The organism is Nostoc sp. DSM 114159 (genome assembly GCF_053470285.1).
In genome coordinates this window covers 347,633-366,032 of record NZ_JBPFEH010000001.1, presented here as the reverse complement: position 1 = coordinate 366,032, position 18,400 = coordinate 347,633, and the positions used below count along the sequence as shown (strand labels likewise).

Here is an 18,400-nt window from a genome sequence, read left to right as displayed (position 1 = left end):
GACGCACAACACCCAACGAGTACGCTAGGGCTTGCTGAAGTTGACGCCACTGGCTTTTCGGCCCACCCCACAATATTGGATAATTTATTTCTTGGAGTTCCCTAATGCTGTTAGAATGCCTCAATGTCAAAAAAGCAACATTTATTAAACAAAAAACTCGGTTGGTCTTTGGATGAGCGAGATCCAAAGTTCATAGAATCTCTGATGCCCCTAGTTGACTTTTTCTATCAGTACTATTTCCAAGTTCAAACTAGTGGCTGGGAGAATATTCCACCCCAGCAAAAAGTTTTGTTTGTTGGTTCGCACAATGGTGGACTCGCAGCCCCAGATATGGTAATGATGATGTATGACTGGTTCCGAAGATTTGGTGTAGAAAAACCAGTTTATGGTTTGATGCATCCCAAGGTTTGGCAGGTTAGCCCACCACTAGCGCAATTAGTCGCCAAGGCTGGAGCAATCATTGCTCATCCAAAAATGGCTTACGCTGCCTTACGCTCTGGAGCGAGTCTGCTAGTTTATCCCGGTGGAGCCGAAGATATCTTCCGACCGAATTATTTACGTCACAAAATTTACTTGGCGGGGCGACAAGGATTTATCAAGTTAGCGTTACGGGAAAATGTGCCGATTGTGCCTGTGATTTCTTGGGGCGCTCACGATACACTTATTGTTATCGCTGACTGCTACAAAGTTGCGCAGCAACTCCACGAGTGGGGGATGCCTTGGCTATTAGGTATCGACCCAGAAGTTTTTCCAATCTATCTCGGACTGCCTTGGGGATTAGCAATTGGTCCATTACCCAATATTCCATTACCAGTGCCCATATATACGCGGGTTTGTCCGCCAATTGTATTTGAACGCTACGGTCGTGAAGCAGCTAGCGATCGCCATTATGTCAATGAATGTTATGAATTAGTTGTTAGTCAAATGCAACAAGAGTTAGACAACTTAATAAAGCTAACGGCTAAGACCAATTCTCTTTAAATAGTTATGACTTAAAAGTTTTGAATCTTTAATTTATCACTCCAAACTCTTGTACAGACGAGATTAATCGCGTCTCTACTCCTAACCGCCGCTGACTGGTGGAATCAACACAACCTCATCTCCATCTTGTAGTAGGGTATCTGGTTCGACAAATATCAAATTAATTCCAAAACGGGTTATATCGCGCCATTGTGAGAGTTCAGGGTGTTCAGCTATGAGGCGATCGCATACTGCTTTGACTGGCATACTATCAGGAAATTCCAGCACTAATTCCGAAACCCTAAAGGCTTCTTGATAAGCAGCGAACAATTTGACGGTAACGGTGATTACAGATTTAGACATATAACATACTTTGGCAGTACGAGCAAGTATTTTAATATTTGCTAATAATGTAAACAAATATTTAACATAGATAAGTATGTTTTGCTTCTTTGCCACTTGTGCGTGAAACAAATCTAAGTATACGCTGTTAAGCTGTTACGGAAAAAGAAAAGCACATCAACTGGTGAAGGTTGTCCTAAGTCAATTGTCATTTGTCCTTGGTAAACACAAATGACTAATGACTAATGACGGTCTTAACCGAGTTTGTGCAATATGTAGGTGCATTAGCTTAGGACTGGCTCTAAGCGTACTCCTACGGAGAGGCAAGCTACGCGGTAGCATCTTTTAGAGTTGCTATGCTGTTGGCGTACTCCTGCAAGTGTCGCAGACAAGCCTTTCGTACCATTTTGTATAAGTTAAATTACGCATAGCGTCTCCTTTTGGGAGAAGAGAAGGCTTTACGCTGTGCTATCATCAATTGCAAATCTAAAATTCCCAATTGTTTGACTATTCCGCATTAAGGATTTTTGGTACTTTGAAAAATTCGCCTTCCTGTTCAGGCGCACTGTTGAGAATAGTTTCCCGGTCAGGATAGGGTTGCAATTCATCCTCTCGTGTGATGTTGCTGACATCAATTGCGCGTGTTGTTGGCAGCACATTACTGACATCAAGTTCATTCAATTGTTCGATATAGTCCAGAATACTTCCCAACTGAGTAGTGAATTGTTCCTCTTCTTCTGGAGTCAATTCTAAACGAGCAAGATTGGCTACTTTGTGAACTTGTTCTTGGTCAATCATAAATTGTCATTTGTCATTGGTCACTTGTACTGAGTTTCGACTGCGCGGTAATCGAGCGACTTGTACTGAGCGTAGTCGAAGTAAGTCGAGATTCAACTACCGCGTAGTCGTTGGCGTGGTAACAGAGCGTTGGTCATTGAATTTCGACTACGCTCAATTACCGCGTAGCCGAAATGAGTCGAAGTGCAGCCTCTCCAAGAGTTGTATTGGTCATTAGTCCTTAGCAAATGACAAAGAACTAATGACTAATGACTAAAAGAATACGTCAATTTGCGATCGCCCGGTGGTTTTCAGCCAGTTTTGAGCTTCGATGTAGTTATTGGGAGCCATGCGAATAGCACGAATCCAATAGTCTGCTGCTTGGTCAAAAAGTGCTTCGCCAGCCTCGTCATCTCCAGCTTCTTTTTCTTTTTCGCCTTGATAGTGATAAATTACAGCGATGTTGTTCAAGGCTTGGGGCATACGTGGATTCAACTCAATTGCCTTGTGATATAGTTCTAAAGCCTTGTTGTGGTCGCCATTGCTGGCATAGATTAGCCCCATATTGTAGAGTATATAGCCGCGATCGTTGGTATCTTCCTCTAGTGTTAGAGCTTCTTCATAGTATTCCAATGCCTCAGCATATTCCCCTTCCGCTTGGGCTGACATCCCATCTCGATAATAAACAAACGCTTCTTTAGCTTTTTTGTTGGCTGGCAGGATCTTCAGAATGATATCCGCCATTACAGTAAAGGATTTGTCAATAAAATTATCGTTTTTTTGTGTTCTTGGCATATTTCTCTCTGGATATTGGGCATTAGGGATTGGGCATTAGGAGTGCTGTTAGCGATAGCGGGGCGTTGAGCCAGTGCTGAGTGCTGAGTTAGGAGTTAAAAGTAGAGACGCGATTAACCCAAGTCTTTCCAAGAGTTAGGAGTTTTGTTTACTCCTTGTCCTCTTGTCCCCTTGTCCCCCTATTCTCCCGCCCCTCATCTCTCTCATTTCCCCAATCCCCTAGTTAACTCAATAGTTAATTTAACTGATTTGCGGGGGCGTTCTTCTCACTGAGGGGTACGATACATTCTGAACTATTATGTCGAGAGTTGTTTACTAAGGTGCTAACTGGATATGCAATCATTGCTGGCGCTGGATAAGGACGCAATAGCTGCTGTAGAGTTTGGGCCGTTTGTACTTGAGAATCTAGCCATAAATCGTAATCTTGTGGCTCTAGAATTACTGGCATCCGCTCGTGGATGGGTTGGAGTAATTCGTTAGCTGCCGTTGTCAAAATTGTACAAGAAATTATTTCTTCGTTAGCAGGCGTACCCGCTTCGGGTTGCCGGGGGCATCGCCATCTTTCCCACAAACCTGCAAAACCGAAAGGTTGCCCATCTTGGAGACGAAAATAAAATGGCTGCTTTTTACCTTGTTGGCGTTGCCACTCATAAAAGCCATCAGCTAGCACTAAACAGCGTCTGTGCTTAAAAGCCGAACGAAAAGCAGGTTTTTCGGCAACAGTTTCTGCCCTAGCATTAATCAGCTTTGCCCCCATTCCTGCGTCTTTCGCCCATGATGGAATTAATCCCCAATGCAACTGCTTAAATTCTCGCTTTTTGTTTTCGGGATTTTGTAACACTGTCGCCACCATTTGCGTAGGCGCAATGTTATATTCCGCTGCCAAATCGGGAACTGACTCAACATGAAAAACTTCAGACAATCCTGCTGCCGAATAGTTTAGAGTAAATCTTCCACACATAGTTTTCTTTTCGACCATTAACTAAATTAAACATCTCAAACTAGAAATAAATAATATTTTTTTATTTTCTCGAATCATTTCCTGTAGTACGTTCAGATACTAAATACAAAAAAAATATCCGGTTTTGGGAAAATCTTTTGGTAAGATATTGTATTTTGAACCTTCACTTCTCAACACATTCCTAACTGTATTTTAACATGGAACTACTGCATCTGTACGATTTTTTACCTTCTGGTCATGGTTATAAGATACGTCTTTTATTGACACAACTAGGTATGCCTTTTGAGAGGATAGAGCTTAACATCTTGAAAGGAGAGACTCGAACACCAGAATTTTTAAGTAAAAATCCTAACGGTAAGATACCTGTCCTGGAAATCGAGCCAGGGAAATATTTGGCAGAATCAAATGCTATATTGGTTTATCTGAGTGAAGGTACAGAGTTTTTACCTTATGACCGTTTTTTACGAGCGCAGGTGCTGCAATGGTTATGTTTTGAACAATATAGCCATGAGCCATTTATTGCTACATCAAGATTTTGGATTTCTATTTTAGGTAAAACTGAAGAATATAGCGAAGCTATCAAACAAAAACGCGAACCGGGCTATGCAGCACTTAACTTGATGGATAAACACTTAACTTCTCAAGATTTTTTTGTTGGAGAACGTTATTCGATTGCTGATATCGCTTTGTTCGCATATACTCATGTAGCTGATGAAGGTGGGTTTGATTTAACACAATATCCTGCTATCCAAGCTTGGATAGAAAGAGTCAAAACTCAACCAAGGTATATCAGTATTACAGAGGCATAAAAATTAGATGAGAGCAAGTTACTATCTCTGGTTTCTAATCTCTAGTAGAGAATGTCTTGGGTGGAATGTAGCTCGCATTCAGAAAGCAGCAAAGTCTTCATAAAAGATATTATTAAGCAGCAGTTAGGTATTCGGATCGATTTCCATCAGCTTTTGCCGAGAGGAGAAACCTGACTTTATTCTGATATGAGACTTGGGTACATCAAATTTATCTGCTAGTAGTTTAATTAACTCTTCATTAGCCTTACCATCAACTGGGGGCGATTTTAAATAAACAGTCAGACTACCATCAGGTTGTTCTTCAATTTTTTGCTGTTTTGAATTAGGTTTAACCTTGACTTTTTTTTGCATAACTTATTTTGTGTAGTTGTCGCAGCCATAACCAGCCTAAAACAGAACCCAATACATAATGAGGAAAATCCCACCAAACAAAGGTCGTACCAAGTAACAATTTACCTATCAAGGTGGCGCGCATTTGCTCTAATAGTGGCGGATGCCAAAGTTGCAAGAATTCTAGTATACAGGTGATGACAAAAACCCATATAGGAATTTGGATTACCGCTGCCCGACTTCTGAAAAACCAAAATGCGAACAGACACCAAAATATTTCGTAAAATACAGCTGCTCCGTAGTCATTAAACCAGTGATGAGCAGGGCCGTTATAATACTTAAACAAAAATCCCATCGGTACAACGATGAGTACAGAAATAATAATAAATATTGTTTGCTTACGGTATCGGAGCATTTTCTTATAGACTAGAGACTAAGCAAAATTTTAGCAGCGGAATGATTATAAGTCTCGGCTGAGTACTAGCAAAAACCGCAGATATCGCTAATTTCCAAACTAAGGGCTGGCTTTTTGGGTCAGCCCACACTAAGTAGTTGGATATTTTTCTTGAGAAGTTTTTAACTAAATAGTTAATGTTTTTTAACATGAAATTATGCAAATTACAAGTAAGCTACATGGAACTGATAAATAGTTCTTTCATTGATGCTGAATTTACATATTTAGTGAGAAATTTAGGAGAGATAATATGGTTTTCGGTACTACAAATCCTGACACGATAAATGGGAGTTCGGGAAATGATACCATACTTGGTTGGGCTAGTGGTGGTAACGCCAATACTGCCTCCGGTAACGATATCTTGAATGGCTTGGCTGGTAACGATTCCCTCGCAGGTGGCACGGCGAATGATAGTCTTAGCGGTGGAGATGGCAATGATACACTTGATGGGGGTACAGGAAACGACACTCTAAAAGGTGGTGCAGGTAGTGATACCTTCAAAGGCAGTCAGGGTAACGACAACATTGATGGTGGAGATGGCATTGATACCGCAGACTACAGTCAACTAGGTCAAACCATTACCTTATCAGGTGTTGGAACCATTCAAAAAGCTGGGGGATTGGGACAAGATTTACTCTTTAAAGTAGAAAAGGTGATTGCTAATGCTAAGGTTGCCAACAACACTATAGATGCATCTCAATCTTTGGCTGGGGTATCTATCACCGCTAACCTGCAAACCCAAAGTTTAGCTGCTAATAACGTTCCTGGTTTAGGAACATTGTCATTTACCGCAGTCAACTTTGATAATGTCATCGGCACAAATGGAAATGACAGCATTGCTGGCGATAACCAAAATAACCGATTATCCGGTAATAATGGCAATGATACACTTGATGGGGGTACAGGAAACGACACTCTAAAAGGTGGTGCAGGTAGTGATACCTTCAAAGGCAGTCAAGGTAACGACAACATTGATGGTGGAGATGGCATTGATACCGCAGACTACAGTCAACTAGGTCAAACCATTACCTTATCAGGTGTTGGAACCATTCAAAAAGCTGGGGGATTGGGACAAGATTTACTCTTTAAAGTAGAAAAGGTGATTGCTAATGCTAAGGTTGCCAACAACACTATAGATGCATCTCAATCTTTGGCTGGGGTATCTATCACCGCTAACCTGCAAACCCAAAGTTTAGCTGCTAATAACGTTCCTGGTTTAGGAACATTGTCATTTACCGCAGTCAACTTTGATAATGTCATCGGCACAAATGGAAATGACAGCATTGCTGGCGATAACCAAAATAACCGATTATCCGGTAATAATGGCAATGATACACTTGACGGCGGTTTAGGTATTGACACTTTGAATGGGGGAGCAGGTGACGACACTTACATTGTTGATACTACTCTTGATACCATTACAGAGGCTGCGAATTCAGGTATAGATAACGTCCGGTCTTCTGTCAGCTACACTCTAGGAGCCAATCTGGAGAACCTGAGACTGAGAGAAGGTGGCAACCTTACCGGGATAGGTAACAGTCTTAACAACTTTCTTTTTGGTAATACTTCTAATAACACTATAAATGCAAGAGCAGGCGATGATACCCTAGACGGTAATAATGGCGATGATATCCTCAATGGTGAGGACGGCAATGATAGCCTACAAGGCGGGCCGGGCAATGATATCCTCAATGGGGGATCTGGAAACGATATCCTCATCGGTACTTTTCCTGGTAGTCCGTTTCCGCCTGGATTAGGGGAAACTGATACCTTAACTGGCGGGCCTGGAGCAGATAGATTTATCCTCGGGGACGCTGAAAATGTTTTCTACGACGATAACAACACTACGAATCCTGGTTTTGGCGACTTGGTTACTATTACTGACTTCAACCCTAGCCAAGACCGAATTGAACTCAACGGATTTTCACAGGATTACCGCTTGCAAGTTGTTGGAAGTAACACGCGAATATTCTTAGACAAACTAGGAGCAGAGCAAGATGAGATCATCGGTATTGTGCAGGGGGTAGTGGGTCTCACACTTGATAGTGACAGCTTCACTTTTGTATGAGCAAAACAATACTGGATAAAGTACAAACAATACATTCGCCAGCCCTGAAGGGTTATCTTGCCTGAAGATGGCGAAACTTTCTTTGGTAGCAGTTCTAATCCTGATTTTTCTTATACACTAAGAGTCAGTTTTGCATAAAAACATTGTCAACTTAAGAAAGTACTAATATTCAGAAGGCAGATTCAAGGATACTTTTCCTCTTGGCTAGGAGAACACACAGTCGTGTTCTCCTTTATCCAATATGAGACTCTTTACAAGCCAGTACTTATCTTTGGGAGTAATACATCTTAATTATTTCTAATTGATTAGCGTTCTAAAATTATCTTAATAATTGCAATTTTGGGTAAATGACAATCAAAACTAATCACCTAGACAAATTGAATCGTCAATAGTTGCAATCAAAACCGATGAAATCTCTCAAAAGTCCCTCATCTAGATTTTCTAATTTTCAAGCACCAGAACAAACTCCTCAATTGGCCTATAGACCGTTTGGTGGCCAAACTCAAAAAGCATCTTTTACGCCCGTGACACAAACGGACGTAGAGAATGAAGCTTTTGCAGAAGAAAAGATGGAAGTAACTGGATTGGAATTACAAGCCAAGTATGGGACGATTACGCCAGAGGGACAAGAACGGCTGACTGTATTGCAAGCCAAGATGGATCGATCTTTGAATTCTCGATTGGAAAAAGCAACTCGATTTGGTCATAACTTTGCCAATATTCCAGTCAGAAGGCCAGATACACCAACACCAATTCAAGCAAAACTGACGATTGGGGAGCCTGGAGATAAATACGAGCAAGAAGCTGACCAAACAGCGCGTCAGGTAATGCAAAGAATTCATCAGCCACAGAGTCGGAAACTTCAGCAAGAAGAATTATCTGATGAAGAAGAATTGCAAATGAAGCCAGAGGGCAGTATTCAGCACGAGGAACTGCTAGAAGAAGCACAAATGAAATCTTTGAAAGCAACTCCCTCGCTGCAACGGGAGGAACTACCAGAAGAAGAATTGCAAATGAAGCCGCTTGGTACTTCATCCGAGATAGTGAATGAGGTAAAGTCCCCAAGCAAACCGCTTGGACATGACATTAGTCGAATATCACTGCGGCGTCCACAAACAAAACTGACAGTTAGCCAACCTGGAGACGTTTATGAGCAGGAGGCTGATAGTGTAGCCCAATTGGTGATGCAGAGGATGAGCGAACCTGTGCAATCTATCCCACGGGAGGCATTACCAGAAGAAGACCAATTACAAATGAAATCTCTGGCGGATTCCGTTACTCCTTTGGTGCAGCGTCAGGGTGGAGGAAGGACAGCCGCAACATCTGAGCTAGAAACTTCAATCCAACAAGCACGTGGCAATGGGCAGCCACTTGCAGATGATATCAAGCACCCAATGGAGCAAGCATTTGGGGCTGATTTCGGTAGCGTCCGGGTTCATACTGATGCTCAATCTAATCGTTTAAATGAATCTATACAAGCTCGTGCTTTTACTACAGGGCAGGATGTGTTCTTTCGTCAAGGCGAATACTCTCCTGGAAGTGATGCAGGCAAGGAATTACTGGCCCATGAGTTGACGCACGTTGTCCAGCAGAATGGCAGTGCAGTACAGCCGAAATCTCTTCATGTAGCACCAAAAGAAAATAAACTTCAGACAAAAGTGCTGACAACCTCTGCGGGGCATGGGCTAGCTATCCAACTGCGAGAGAATTTCCAAAAACCAAGTGACGAAGATAACCAAAAAAAATTAGAGTCCAAAACTGATACGGAAAACGGCGAACAACAAAATCAAGCTACAACAGAAAAACATCAAGCTAGTCCCACGCCCCCAGATGATAGTGGTAACGCGGCAACAGATCCGCCCCCGACAAAAAAAGTTGGTGCAGCAGTAACTCAGAAACAGGTTGAGGTTGGGGGAAATCAACCAAAAGAGCTTGAGTCAAAAGATACTAAAGTTAATACAGAAAAGGTCGATTCTCAACAGCAAGCTCAAAGCAAAGGAGCAGATGTAGGTAAGGTAAACGCAGATTTATCTGGAGAAAACGCCGGGAAAGCGATCGCAGCATTACCCAGAGCAAATGTAGCCATTACAGCAGTTGATGGTAAAAAGGCTCCCACTTCCCCTGAAGATGACCCAGCATTTCAAGCGGTAGTCGGCACAACCAAAGAAGTTGCAGGACAACAGAAAAAACACCCACCTGCTAATAGCAAAGCCCAAGAAGCCCAAGCGGCAGCCCAACCCCCAGGTAATGAAGTAGACAGCAAAGCGCAAGCCAATCAAGTTGGGGAGATGCAACAAGCCCCAACACCAGGATTTGACGCTGCCGCCTTCAAAGCCAAATTGATGGAGCGGATTGCTGATATGGCTCCCAAGAACTTGGAAGAGGCGGACAACTTTAAAAATAACAATAAACTGGACTCTGTTAAAGGCGATTTGAGCGGTCAGGTTAAAGAAGAACAGAAAAGTTCTCAGGGTCAACTAGAAGAGAAAACCAAAGAAAAACCTGATGCCAGTGGAATTGAGGCTAAACAAGTAACACCACTACCCAAGAATGAGCCAGGGACACCGCCAACAGGTGTTGATGCAGATAAAGCTGCACCCAAATCCAAAGGACAAGGTGAAGTCGAAGCACCACTGCAAGAGGACAGTAAAAAACTTGACCAGCAGATGAAAGAAGCGGATATTACCGAGGAGCAATTAGCAAACTCCAATGAACCGGAGTTTCAAGGGGCACTCGCAGCCAAGAAAGACGCTCAAACCAATGCCCAAGAAGCACCGCCACAATATCGTCAACAAGAGCAAGGGATACTCGCAACCGCTCAAGCTACGGCATCAGCTACAGCGCAGCAGCATCTCCAAGCAATGCACGGTATCCGTACCCAAAACCTGGGTCAGGTAGGGGAGCAGCAGGTGGGTGCCAAGAGCAAGGATGAGCAAGCACGGGCAAAAGTTGCTGGTGATATTAATAAGATTTATGACAAGACTAAAGCTAAAGTTGAGAAAACTCTCAGCGAACTAGACACTCAAGTTATACAAGCCTTTGATGCTGGTGCTGCTGACGCCAAAAAAGCCTTCGAGGATTACGTTGGCAAGCGGATGGACGATTATAAGAGCGATCGCTACAGTGGCTTTTGGGGGCCAGCAAAATGGCTGAAAGACAAATTGTTTGGTATGCCCTCAGAGGTAAACACTTTCTATCAAGAAGGTCGCCAGCTTTACATCAATCAGATGGATGGTGTCATTAACAAAGTTGTCGCCATTATCAGTAAAGGACTGACCCAAGCCAAAGCAGAAATAGCCAATGGTAAGCAGGAGATTCAGAATTATGTCAACAAACTGCCGCAAGACCTGAAAGGAGTCGGTCAACAAGCCGCCGCAGACATTGATAGCAAATTTGAAGAATTGCAACAAAGTGTTGACGATAAGCAAGATGAGCTAATTGATACCCTAGCCCAGAAGTACAAAGAAAATTTGGAAGCTGTTGATGCCCGCATTGAAGAAATGAAGGCAGCAAATAAAGGTTTTATTCAAAAAGCTTTCGACTTTATCGTGGGAGTCATCAAGACAATCGTTGAACTGACCAAAATGCTTTTGCAAGTGCTAGCACGAGTTGCTGGTGTAGTTGGGCAAATTCTCAAAGACCCGATTGGTTTCTTGGGTAATTTGATCCAGGCGCTGAAGCAAGGCTTCCTCAACTTCATGAATAATATCGGGAAGCATCTCCAGCAAGGATTAATTGGCTGGCTGACAGGCACAATGGCAGAAACTGGTATTCAAATGCCAGAAAACTTCGACCTCAAAGGAATCTTTAGCCTAGCGATGCAGCTTTTAGGCTTCACCTACGAAGCAATTCGTGCCCAAGCTGTGAAACGATTGGGTGAAGAAAAGGTCAGCCGATTGGAACAAACTGTTGATGTATTTCAAGTTTTAGCCAGTCAGGGAGTGGCTGGGATTTGGGAGTTTGTCCAAGAGAAGATGGGCGACCTCAACGCTTTGGTGATCGAACCCATCAAGAACTTTATCATTGAAAAAGTGATTACAGCCGGGATTGAGTGGATTCTCAGCCTGTTGACTCCAGCTTCAGCATTCATCAAAGCTGCTAAGGCGATTTATGAGATTGTTAAATTCTTTATTGAACGCGCCCAGCAGATTGCCGATTTAATTAATGCGATACTGGATGCAATTGGTGCGATCGCTAGTGGTGCGATCGACCAAGCAATCAAGGGTGTTGAAAATGCCCTAGCGAAATCTTTACCAGTTGTCATCAGTTTCCTAGCAAGTCTTTTGGGCTTAGATGGAATTGCTGGCAAGGTTCAAGCAATATTCCAGAAGCTGCGTAAACCGATGGAAAAAGCAGTTGATTGGGTAATTGATAAAGGTGCAAAGGCGTTTAAGAAAGCTGGCAACAAGGTTAAGGATAGCAATAAGAGCAAGAAGAATAAAGTTGACGATAATTCGCCAAGCCAAAAGCAAGAAGGTACAGAGCAGGGAGACAAAAAGAAAAAGAAAACTGATTCAAACAGGGCTAAAGAGAAAAACGGATCTGCAAACAACAGGCTTGAAGATCAGAATCAAAAAGTTGCGAATAATAAGACAGATAAAGGTAAGGACAATAAGGATAAGCAAACCAAAGATGGCAAACTCGATGAGCGGACTTACAAGCAAAAACAAGCCGACCTTGAAAAGGCTTTAGCAGAAGCTCAAGGGCTAATAAAAGCTCAGAAACTGTCACTAGAAGATATTCATAAGCGACTGCCTAAAATCAAGTCTAAATATCAAATGACTTCGTGTAAGCTAGTCATCGACAGTAAGACAGCAGAAAAAGCAACTGTTCATGTAGAGGGAAAAATCAACCCTCAAGATGAAACAAAACCAATAGAAATTAAGTTACCTACATTCAAAAAGCTTTTTTCTGAAGAATCGGCTTTAGAATCTGTAAAACGCCGATTCAGTAATAATTTGTTTTCAAAGCAAGAGATTAAACAAGCTATTGAACATCGTTTCACAGTTCCATCTCAAGTGAATATCAACTCCCTGATAGATAAATGGGAAACTAACAAAGAAATATCGTTAATAGAGGGAGACAAATATCGTTTTACAAAGCGACTCAGAGACGAAGAGGGTAATCAAGAAAAAAGTTCCAAAAAAAAGAAAACTAATGAGCTTACGGCAGAGGATATCGCACCCGCTCAAGTGAGAAAGATTTTACTACTGGGAGAAGGAGACTTCAGTTTTGCTTTGAGTCTTGCCAAGCAGGTGAAACCAGAACAACGTAAAAGTATAGTTGCAACCTCTTACGATAGCAAAAAAGAGGTTAAAGACAAATATCAAGGTGCTACAAAGAACATTAGTGACCTTAAAAAGCAAGAAGTTTCAGTTTTTCATGAAGTAGATGCTACTAACATAGACCCAAGCCAAGGCTTATTTTCAAGTATTGTATTTAACTTTCCATTTGTGCCAGGGCCTAGAGGCGCACAGCAGATAACACGTAATGTTGCTATGCTCGATAAGTTTTTTATTAGTGCAAGCAAGTCTTTGGAAAATGGCGGGAAAGTCTTTCTGACCTCTAAAGAGTATTGGCTCAAGAGATTTAACCCTATAGCTTCGGCTAGTAGTGCAGGTCTTAGTAAAGATGGGGAACTTACATTTAATGCAGGAAATTTTCCGGGTTATGAACATAGAGAAAGCCACCAAGATAAAGCGGCACAAGACACTAAAACAGCTATTACATACATCTTCAAAAAAAAATAGTCTATGACTACCAACAATAGAATTCATCAAATTATTAATAGACTGCACGAATTGGGAAATGTGGAAACTGGTCAAGGGCCAAGGCACCCTACATTACCCAACGCAGAACTGGCACAAGAGATCGCAGAATTTCTAGAAACCTATTCATTTTTGAAGAAAGACAAAGGTTACGTTGATTTCTTGGAAAGCTACGCAGGGTTGCTTCTTTATCGAGATAGTGACTTTTTTTCTCTGGGAATTTATGGATTTGACGAAGATGTTTCCCTGCATCTTGTTAAGGGGGAAGGCGAACTGATAGACGAAACGGGTATGTTGACATTTGCCGACTTGACGCTTCCTTTAGAAGAAGCAGATCAAAGTGCAGACAACCTAAGAGGAATTGCTTTTGGGTTCGACTCCACGCAACAAAAAACTTGGGGTGTGTATCGATGTATTGATGAGCAACCCTACCACTGGTATTGTGGGTCTTTTCTTGAATGGCTGGAAAAATTATACAATCATAAAGGGCGATTGTTGGAAGATTTGCACTGAATTTTTGTGTAAAAAAATTCTTATAAATCAAGAAAAGCTATAGAACTACTGGGTGAGTCTGCGCGTTTTTTAATTAAACATAATGTTTCTAAAGGTTATAGATACTCTTCTTTTTCTTATAAATTCCTTACCTTCATACTTATCTGTTTTTCGAGGTGCAATACCATGTTTCCATTCATATCTCGCATCTTCTTGTAGCACTATCAAACTTCTGGGAGATAACAAAATAGGAATTTTTTCTAAAGTTTTCACATTAGTAAAGTTCATAACACAAGTAGAGCCTAAACTTAATGAAATAATAGTTTTATCAAAACATGGTGGACAATCTACATGGTCAGCGATACCTTGTCCTGGCATATATTCATTAATAATTATTTGTTCAGGAACTTTTTTAAAAAACCTATCTTCATGCAATCTCCTGGCAATCCTTAATATCCAACTGGGAAGGTTGCCCAAATACATAGATGAATCTAAAGAATGTTTTTTATAATCATATCTATATCCGTAATGTTGCACCCTTCTTTTTAAGGTTTCCATCCAAGTTTGCCTGTCAATCATCTCTAGCAATTCGTCATGTTCATCTTCAGTGATATAGTTAATAATATACTTCAGCCCTATTATTCGTCTTATATTATCTTCCATAGGTAAAATATTTGTTTTGGTTTCCATCAGAATTTTTATGATGTAGTCTATTGATCGGAAAATTACCCAGATTGTCTGGCAATTACAGGTCGTAATTATCATCTACTATGCTAACAATAAAAATTATATAGGAATCCTATTTGATTTTTGAAAAAGATTACGAGATAATACTGATGAGTGTACAAGTGTAAGAGCAGACAATGGTCAATCAGCATCTACAAACGGTAACACTACCTGGAGGAGTGGCAAGTGCGATCGCTGAATTACAAGATTTTATCGCAGGTTGTCGTGATGCCCGCGAAGCAAGAAAAGCTTTAGCAGTCAAATTGGTTTACCAAGATTACTTGTACGAAGAAATCCAAGCTATTTTAGATGTGTCTTTAGGCTCGATAACAGGTTGGAAACAAGCCTATGAGCAGTATGGAATAAATGGACTGTGCTTGAACTACAAAGGAAGAAAGAGCGCGCCTTCGTGTTGAACAGCGAGAAGAAGTGTTGAGTTGGCTCTCTACCAAGAACTGCTGGGAACTGGGTGAACTGGAGTATAAACTAGCTTTTGAGTATGATGTAGTTTATTATTCAAAACAAAGTTACTACGACTTGTTTGATGCTGCTGACATTAATTGGAAGAAAACCACAAAGTTGAATCCTAAAGCTGATGAGAATGCTGTTGCAGCAAAAAAAAAGAGATTGAGACATTGCTGGCAAAGCACCGGGAGTCAATCGAAACAGGAAAGCTTAAAGTACTGCTAATTGATGAGTGCCATTTAATGTGGGGAGAAATAAGATGGTTACGTATGGGGAAAAAGTGACCAAGAAATAGCAGTCCCAGTTGTAAACGAACGAGACAAGCAGACATACTATGGGGCAATTGACTATCTGCAAGGAAAATTAGTTCTCAAAGCTTATAAAGCAGGAAATTCAAAAAACACTATTGATTACCTACAATACCTGCTAGCTAACTCTCCCGACCAGCAATTACTAATTTTTTGGGATGGAGCTAGTTACCACCGTTCTAAAGAAGTCCGAGGTTTTTTGGACGAGGTAAATTTTGGGTTGTCATCTGAACAATGGAAAATACATTGTGTTCGCTTTGCTCCCAATTGCCCAGTACAAAATCCTATTGAGGATATTTGGTTGCAGGCTAAAACATGGGTTCGACGTTTTTGTGCTTTGATTCCTTCGTTCTCTCATTTAAAGTGGATGTTTGAGTGGTTTATCCGACACACTACCTTTGATTTCGCTACTCTCCAGATGTACGGAGTTTTTTCAAAACTCAAATAGGAGTCCTATATAAAATTGGGTATAACCCTGCATGATAAATCATACTGAAAATCATCAATTACATAGTGAACTAACCCTACATGACTTTTTCCGATCTACCTTAACCGTTCGCGCGATCGCCCTATCTCTCACCAAACAAGACAACGAACTCATCGAATGTCGTCTCACCTTTGAAGTCAACCCACAACTCTACCACCGCATCGATACCGTTGGCTTATTTAATCTCAAACCAGATGCGCGTAACCCCTTATCATCTGGGAAATTCCTCAGCGAACCAAGCATTACTATCGAAGTCAGCCTGAAACCAAATTTATTACCACTCCTTGCAGAACACGCCCTCAACATTAATAAAACTGCAAAATATATCCTAAATTTAAGCCAAGAACAACCCGATAACCAAATCCTTTGCACCGAAAGTTGGTTGGGTTTATCTGTTAAACAGCAACAAGAATCAGGCGAAATCGGCTATCGTACTCTTTGGTCTTATATTAGTCCAGAAAATATTACTCAAACAAACGTTTCCGGTGAAGGAATTGCTGAAGATATTGTCAACTTTTTTAAAGATTGGACTGAAGCTAATTTATCTTTAAAAACTCAGAAAGCATCTGCCAAAATGCTAGAAGGAATCGATAAATTTTTGACAGAGTTAGCTGATATTAACACAGATGAAATAACACAAAAAATAGAGGCAATGCCCTCAGATTCTACAGATGGTAGTATTTTTGAAGAAATAATCAATTTTTTCCAAGCTGATGATTGGCCCTTTGTACAACTTCCAGGACAGCCAGCTTTACAAATATCGTTCCAAGGCGAAAATGGCAAATGGAATTGTTACGCTAGAACCAGAAGCGAACAAAATCAATTCGTTTTTTATTCAATTTGTCCAGTCAATTCACCAGAAAATAAGCGGCTGGCTGTAGCAGAGTTTATCACTAGAGCTAATTCTGGCATGATGATCGGCAATTTTGAGTTAGATTTTACCGATGGCGAAATTAGTTACAAAACTAGTATTGATGTTGAAGGTGACAGACTCAGTTTTGCACTCATTCAACGGGTGGTTTACGCCAATGTGACGATGATGGATGAATACCTGCCAGGGATTATGTCTGTGATTTATGGTAATGTCTCACCAGAAGAAGCGATCGCTAAAATTGAAAGGTAGTTAATCAGCCCTTATTCATAGTGATACCGACAAGCGAGAAAATCAATCTGAGTGTTTCCCACCCGATATACAAGCCGATGTTCTAAATCAATTCGCCGCGACCAAATATCTGCATCCATATATTTTAATGGTTCTGGTTTACCAATCCCCTCAAACGGGTCTTGCATTACAGCCGTAACCAAATCTAATATTTTCGATGCTTTCTGAAAATCCTGCTTAAACCACCAAGCTAAATCTTCTTTAAATTGAGAACTAAAACCAGGACTGCGATTAACAATAACTGGTTTAATTTCAATGGGTTCAGCTTTCTTTTTCTTCTTCTTGCTCAATCCCCAACTCCTGCTGAAGTTCTGCTAGCGTTTGAGATTGGATGTTACCTGTTTTCGACTCCTCTATTGCATCCAGTAAACGACGCGCATTAGCAGGTGACCGCAAAAGATAAACCGTCTCAAGTAAACTCACTAAATCTGATTCAGCAATCAAGGCTACATTTTCACCATCACGACGGTTGATCATATACACCTGATGATTTTCTACCACCAGCTCTAATAACTTAAAAAAGTCATTTCTCGCATCGGTTGGGGATGTGATTTTGTAAAACAACATTAGTTAATGTACATAAAGTTGTACATAAATTATAAACTATGCGGTTCGTGGGTAGTCGGATATTTGTTTTTTTGCTAGTTCCTAAATAGAAGTCATAGTAACAATTGCCACTATGACTTCTGCTGCGTTTGAGTATTTCTGAGTCTTGATTTAAATTCGCAACTAAACCTTTGCTTCCAAAGATTTGAGTAACTCAGTATTCACGCCTGACTCACGAGTTAGGGCAATTTTGCCAGTACGGGCGATTTCTTTCAAACCAAATTTTTGTAATACTTGCACGATCGCTACCAGTTTACCTGGATCTCCCACAACTTCTAAAGTGAGAGAATCTTCCGCCACATCCACGACTCGCGCCCGGAAAATCTGAGACAATTCGATTACTTCTGAGCGATTGCTGGTACTAGCATTCACTTTCAAAAGCATCAATTCCCGCTCGACACAAGGAGTTTCGGTAATGTCTTGGACTTTCAAGACATTGACTAACTTGTACAGTTGTTTGGTGAGTTGCTCGATAATGCGATCGTCACCAGGGACAACCATTGTAATTCGGGAGACTCCTCCCTGTTCAGCAGGGCCAACAGCAAGGCTTTCAATATTAAAGCCGCGACGCGCAAATAAACCAGATATGCGGGAAAGAACACCCGCCTCATCTTCTACGAGAACTGAAAGGGTATGTTTCATCTTCGCCAACAGAGGCTAGAGCAGGAATTGAGGGGAGCAGACACTAGCTAAGGGCAATGCTAGACCTACTACCGCACTAAATTTTCAGTGCGACCTCCTATTGTAAACTTAAGCGTTGCACTCTATTGCATTTCCAATCGAGAAATTGTTTAGAAATTCTACTGCAAGCAAGAATTTGATTGAATGTATATCTTTTTGTTGGCAGATGCAGCATTTGTTGCAAACCTTTTATACTCAGATTTGATCGG

The 18,400-nt window shown here is 41.2% G+C and carries 16 protein-coding genes and 1 pseudogene; 7 read left to right on the top strand and 10 right to left on the bottom strand.

The window, feature by feature from the left end; all coding sequences use genetic code 11:
• Positions 1-123: 123 nt before the first annotated feature.
• Positions 124-981 (top strand): lysophospholipid acyltransferase family protein, encoded by an 858-nt coding sequence (locus ACR5KR_RS01420; protein WP_448265174.1) that lies wholly within the window; start codon positions 124-126, stop codon positions 979-981.
• Between the two features lie 81 nt (positions 982-1,062).
• Here ACR5KR_RS01420 and ACR5KR_RS01415 read toward each other — a convergent pair whose 3' ends face one another.
• The 4 genes from ACR5KR_RS01415 to ACR5KR_RS01400 all read right to left on the bottom strand — a co-directional run bounded on the left by ACR5KR_RS01415 (position 1,063) and on the right by ACR5KR_RS01400 (position 3,835).
• On the bottom strand, positions 1,063-1,323 hold the full coding sequence (locus ACR5KR_RS01415) for a MoaD/ThiS family protein (protein ID WP_445628092.1): 261 nt from the start codon (positions 1,321-1,323) through the stop codon (positions 1,063-1,065).
• Between the two features lie 486 nt (positions 1,324-1,809).
• Positions 1,810-2,100, bottom strand: coding sequence for an Asp-tRNA(Asn)/Glu-tRNA(Gln) amidotransferase subunit GatC (gene gatC, locus ACR5KR_RS01410; protein WP_445628093.1), 291 nt, complete (start codon positions 2,098-2,100; stop codon positions 1,810-1,812).
• A 252-nt stretch (positions 2,101-2,352) separates the two neighbouring features.
• Positions 2,353-2,874 carry a photosystem I assembly protein Ycf3 gene (locus ACR5KR_RS01405; protein ID WP_322692183.1) on the bottom strand — a complete coding sequence of 174 codons (522 nt, stop codon included), beginning with the start codon at positions 2,872-2,874 and terminating at the stop codon, positions 2,353-2,355.
• Positions 2,875-3,109: 235 nt separating this feature from the next.
• Positions 3,110-3,835 (bottom strand): SOS response-associated peptidase, encoded by a 726-nt coding sequence (locus ACR5KR_RS01400; RefSeq protein ID WP_448265173.1) that lies wholly within the window; start codon positions 3,833-3,835, stop codon positions 3,110-3,112.
• Positions 3,836-4,032: 197 nt separating this feature from the next.
• On the opposite strand from ACR5KR_RS01400, the gene ACR5KR_RS01395 reads away from it, so the two are divergent.
• Positions 4,033-4,644, top strand: a complete 612-nt coding sequence (locus tag ACR5KR_RS01395) for a glutathione S-transferase family protein (RefSeq protein WP_322713942.1) — start codon at positions 4,033-4,035, stop codon at positions 4,642-4,644.
• Positions 4,645-4,767: 123 nt separating this feature from the next.
• On the opposite strand, the gene ACR5KR_RS01390 is transcribed toward ACR5KR_RS01395, so the two are convergent.
• Together ACR5KR_RS01390 and ACR5KR_RS01385 are read right to left on the bottom strand one after the other, a co-directional pair.
• On the bottom strand, positions 4,768-4,995 hold the full coding sequence (locus tag ACR5KR_RS01390; RefSeq protein WP_322670473.1) for a DUF167 domain-containing protein: 228 nt from the start codon (positions 4,993-4,995) through the stop codon (positions 4,768-4,770).
• Entirely contained in the window at positions 4,973-5,389 is a 417-nt protein-coding gene (locus ACR5KR_RS01385) for a ribosomal maturation YjgA family protein (protein WP_445628095.1), read from the bottom strand. The genes ACR5KR_RS01390 and ACR5KR_RS01385 overlap by 23 nt, the downstream gene beginning before the upstream one ends.
• A 289-nt stretch (positions 5,390-5,678) precedes the next feature.
• On the opposite strand from ACR5KR_RS01385, the gene ACR5KR_RS01380 reads away from it, so the two are divergent.
• The 3 genes from ACR5KR_RS01380 (at position 5,679) to ACR5KR_RS01370 (ending at position 13,777) form a co-directional block, all read left to right on the top strand.
• Entirely contained in the window at positions 5,679-7,496 is a 1,818-nt protein-coding gene (locus tag ACR5KR_RS01380; protein WP_448265172.1) for a calcium-binding protein, read from the top strand.
• Positions 7,497-7,903: 407 nt separating this feature from the next.
• Positions 7,904-13,246 (top strand): Rossmann-like fold-containing protein, encoded by a 5,343-nt coding sequence (locus tag ACR5KR_RS01375; RefSeq protein ID WP_448265171.1) that lies wholly within the window; start codon positions 7,904-7,906, stop codon positions 13,244-13,246.
• Positions 13,247-13,249: 3 nt separating this feature from the next.
• The gene (locus ACR5KR_RS01370; RefSeq protein WP_448265170.1) at positions 13,250-13,777 is read left to right on the top strand and encodes a hypothetical protein; all 528 of its coding nucleotides are present in this window, start codon (positions 13,250-13,252) and stop codon (positions 13,775-13,777) included.
• 69 nt (positions 13,778-13,846) lie between these two features.
• Here the strand turns inward: ACR5KR_RS01370 and ACR5KR_RS01365 are convergent, their stop codons facing one another.
• Positions 13,847-14,446: an alpha-ketoglutarate-dependent dioxygenase AlkB gene (locus tag ACR5KR_RS01365; protein ID WP_448265169.1), complete on the bottom strand. Its 600-nt coding sequence runs from the start codon at positions 14,444-14,446 to the stop codon at positions 13,847-13,849.
• Between the two features lie 173 nt (positions 14,447-14,619).
• Here ACR5KR_RS01365 and ACR5KR_RS01360 point away from each other — a divergent pair.
• A pseudogene (locus ACR5KR_RS01360) lies at positions 14,620-15,703 on the top strand (IS630 family transposase).
• Between the two features lie 31 nt (positions 15,704-15,734).
• Entirely contained in the window at positions 15,735-16,865 is a 1,131-nt protein-coding gene (locus ACR5KR_RS01355) for a YbjN domain-containing protein (RefSeq protein WP_448265168.1), read from the top strand.
• A gap of 11 nt (positions 16,866-16,876) precedes the next feature.
• Here the strand turns inward: ACR5KR_RS01355 and ACR5KR_RS01350 are convergent, their stop codons facing one another.
• The 3 genes from ACR5KR_RS01350 to ilvN all read right to left on the bottom strand — a co-directional run bounded on the left by ACR5KR_RS01350 (position 16,877) and on the right by ilvN (position 18,152).
• Positions 16,877-17,194, bottom strand: coding sequence for a Txe/YoeB family addiction module toxin (locus ACR5KR_RS01350; RefSeq protein ID WP_334875978.1), 318 nt, complete (start codon positions 17,192-17,194; stop codon positions 16,877-16,879).
• On the bottom strand, positions 17,166-17,471 hold the full coding sequence (locus ACR5KR_RS01345) for a type II toxin-antitoxin system Phd/YefM family antitoxin (protein WP_335005975.1): 306 nt from the start codon (positions 17,469-17,471) through the stop codon (positions 17,166-17,168). The genes ACR5KR_RS01350 and ACR5KR_RS01345 overlap by 29 nt, the downstream gene beginning before the upstream one ends.
• A 162-nt stretch (positions 17,472-17,633) precedes the next feature.
• Positions 17,634-18,152 (bottom strand): acetolactate synthase small subunit, encoded by a 519-nt coding sequence (gene ilvN, locus ACR5KR_RS01340; RefSeq protein ID WP_448265167.1) that lies wholly within the window; start codon positions 18,150-18,152, stop codon positions 17,634-17,636.
• Between the last annotated feature and the right edge of the window lie 248 nt (positions 18,153-18,400).

Coding starts and splice junctions, on each gene's coding strand:
- ACR5KR_RS01345 (WP_335005975.1), bottom strand. CDS start 17,471: ATGTTGTTTTACAAAATCACATCCCCAACCGATGCGAGAAATGACTTT.
- ACR5KR_RS01390 (WP_322670473.1), bottom strand. CDS start 4,995: ATGCAAAAAAAAGTCAAGGTTAAACCTAATTCAAAACAGCAAAAAATT.
- ACR5KR_RS01385 (WP_445628095.1), bottom strand. CDS start 5,389: ATGCTCCGATACCGTAAGCAAACAATATTTATTATTATTTCTGTACTC.
- ilvN (WP_448265167.1), bottom strand. CDS start 18,152: ATGAAACATACCCTTTCAGTTCTCGTAGAAGATGAGGCGGGTGTTCTT.
- ACR5KR_RS01420 (WP_448265174.1), top strand. CDS start 124: ATGTCAAAAAAGCAACATTTATTAAACAAAAAACTCGGTTGGTCTTTG.
- ACR5KR_RS01380 (WP_448265172.1), top strand. CDS start 5,679: ATGGTTTTCGGTACTACAAATCCTGACACGATAAATGGGAGTTCGGGA.
- ACR5KR_RS01400 (WP_448265173.1), bottom strand. CDS start 3,835: ATGTGTGGAAGATTTACTCTAAACTATTCGGCAGCAGGATTGTCTGAA.
- ACR5KR_RS01405 (WP_322692183.1), bottom strand. CDS start 2,874: ATGCCAAGAACACAAAAAAACGATAATTTTATTGACAAATCCTTTACT.
- ACR5KR_RS01355 (WP_448265168.1), top strand. CDS start 15,735: ATGATAAATCATACTGAAAATCATCAATTACATAGTGAACTAACCCTA.
- ACR5KR_RS01395 (WP_322713942.1), top strand. CDS start 4,033: ATGGAACTACTGCATCTGTACGATTTTTTACCTTCTGGTCATGGTTAT.
- ACR5KR_RS01415 (WP_445628092.1), bottom strand. CDS start 1,323: ATGTCTAAATCTGTAATCACCGTTACCGTCAAATTGTTCGCTGCTTAT.
- gatC (WP_445628093.1), bottom strand. CDS start 2,100: ATGATTGACCAAGAACAAGTTCACAAAGTAGCCAATCTTGCTCGTTTA.
- ACR5KR_RS01375 (WP_448265171.1), top strand. CDS start 7,904: ATGAAATCTCTCAAAAGTCCCTCATCTAGATTTTCTAATTTTCAAGCA.
- ACR5KR_RS01370 (WP_448265170.1), top strand. CDS start 13,250: ATGACTACCAACAATAGAATTCATCAAATTATTAATAGACTGCACGAA.
- ACR5KR_RS01365 (WP_448265169.1), bottom strand. CDS start 14,446: ATGGAAACCAAAACAAATATTTTACCTATGGAAGATAATATAAGACGA.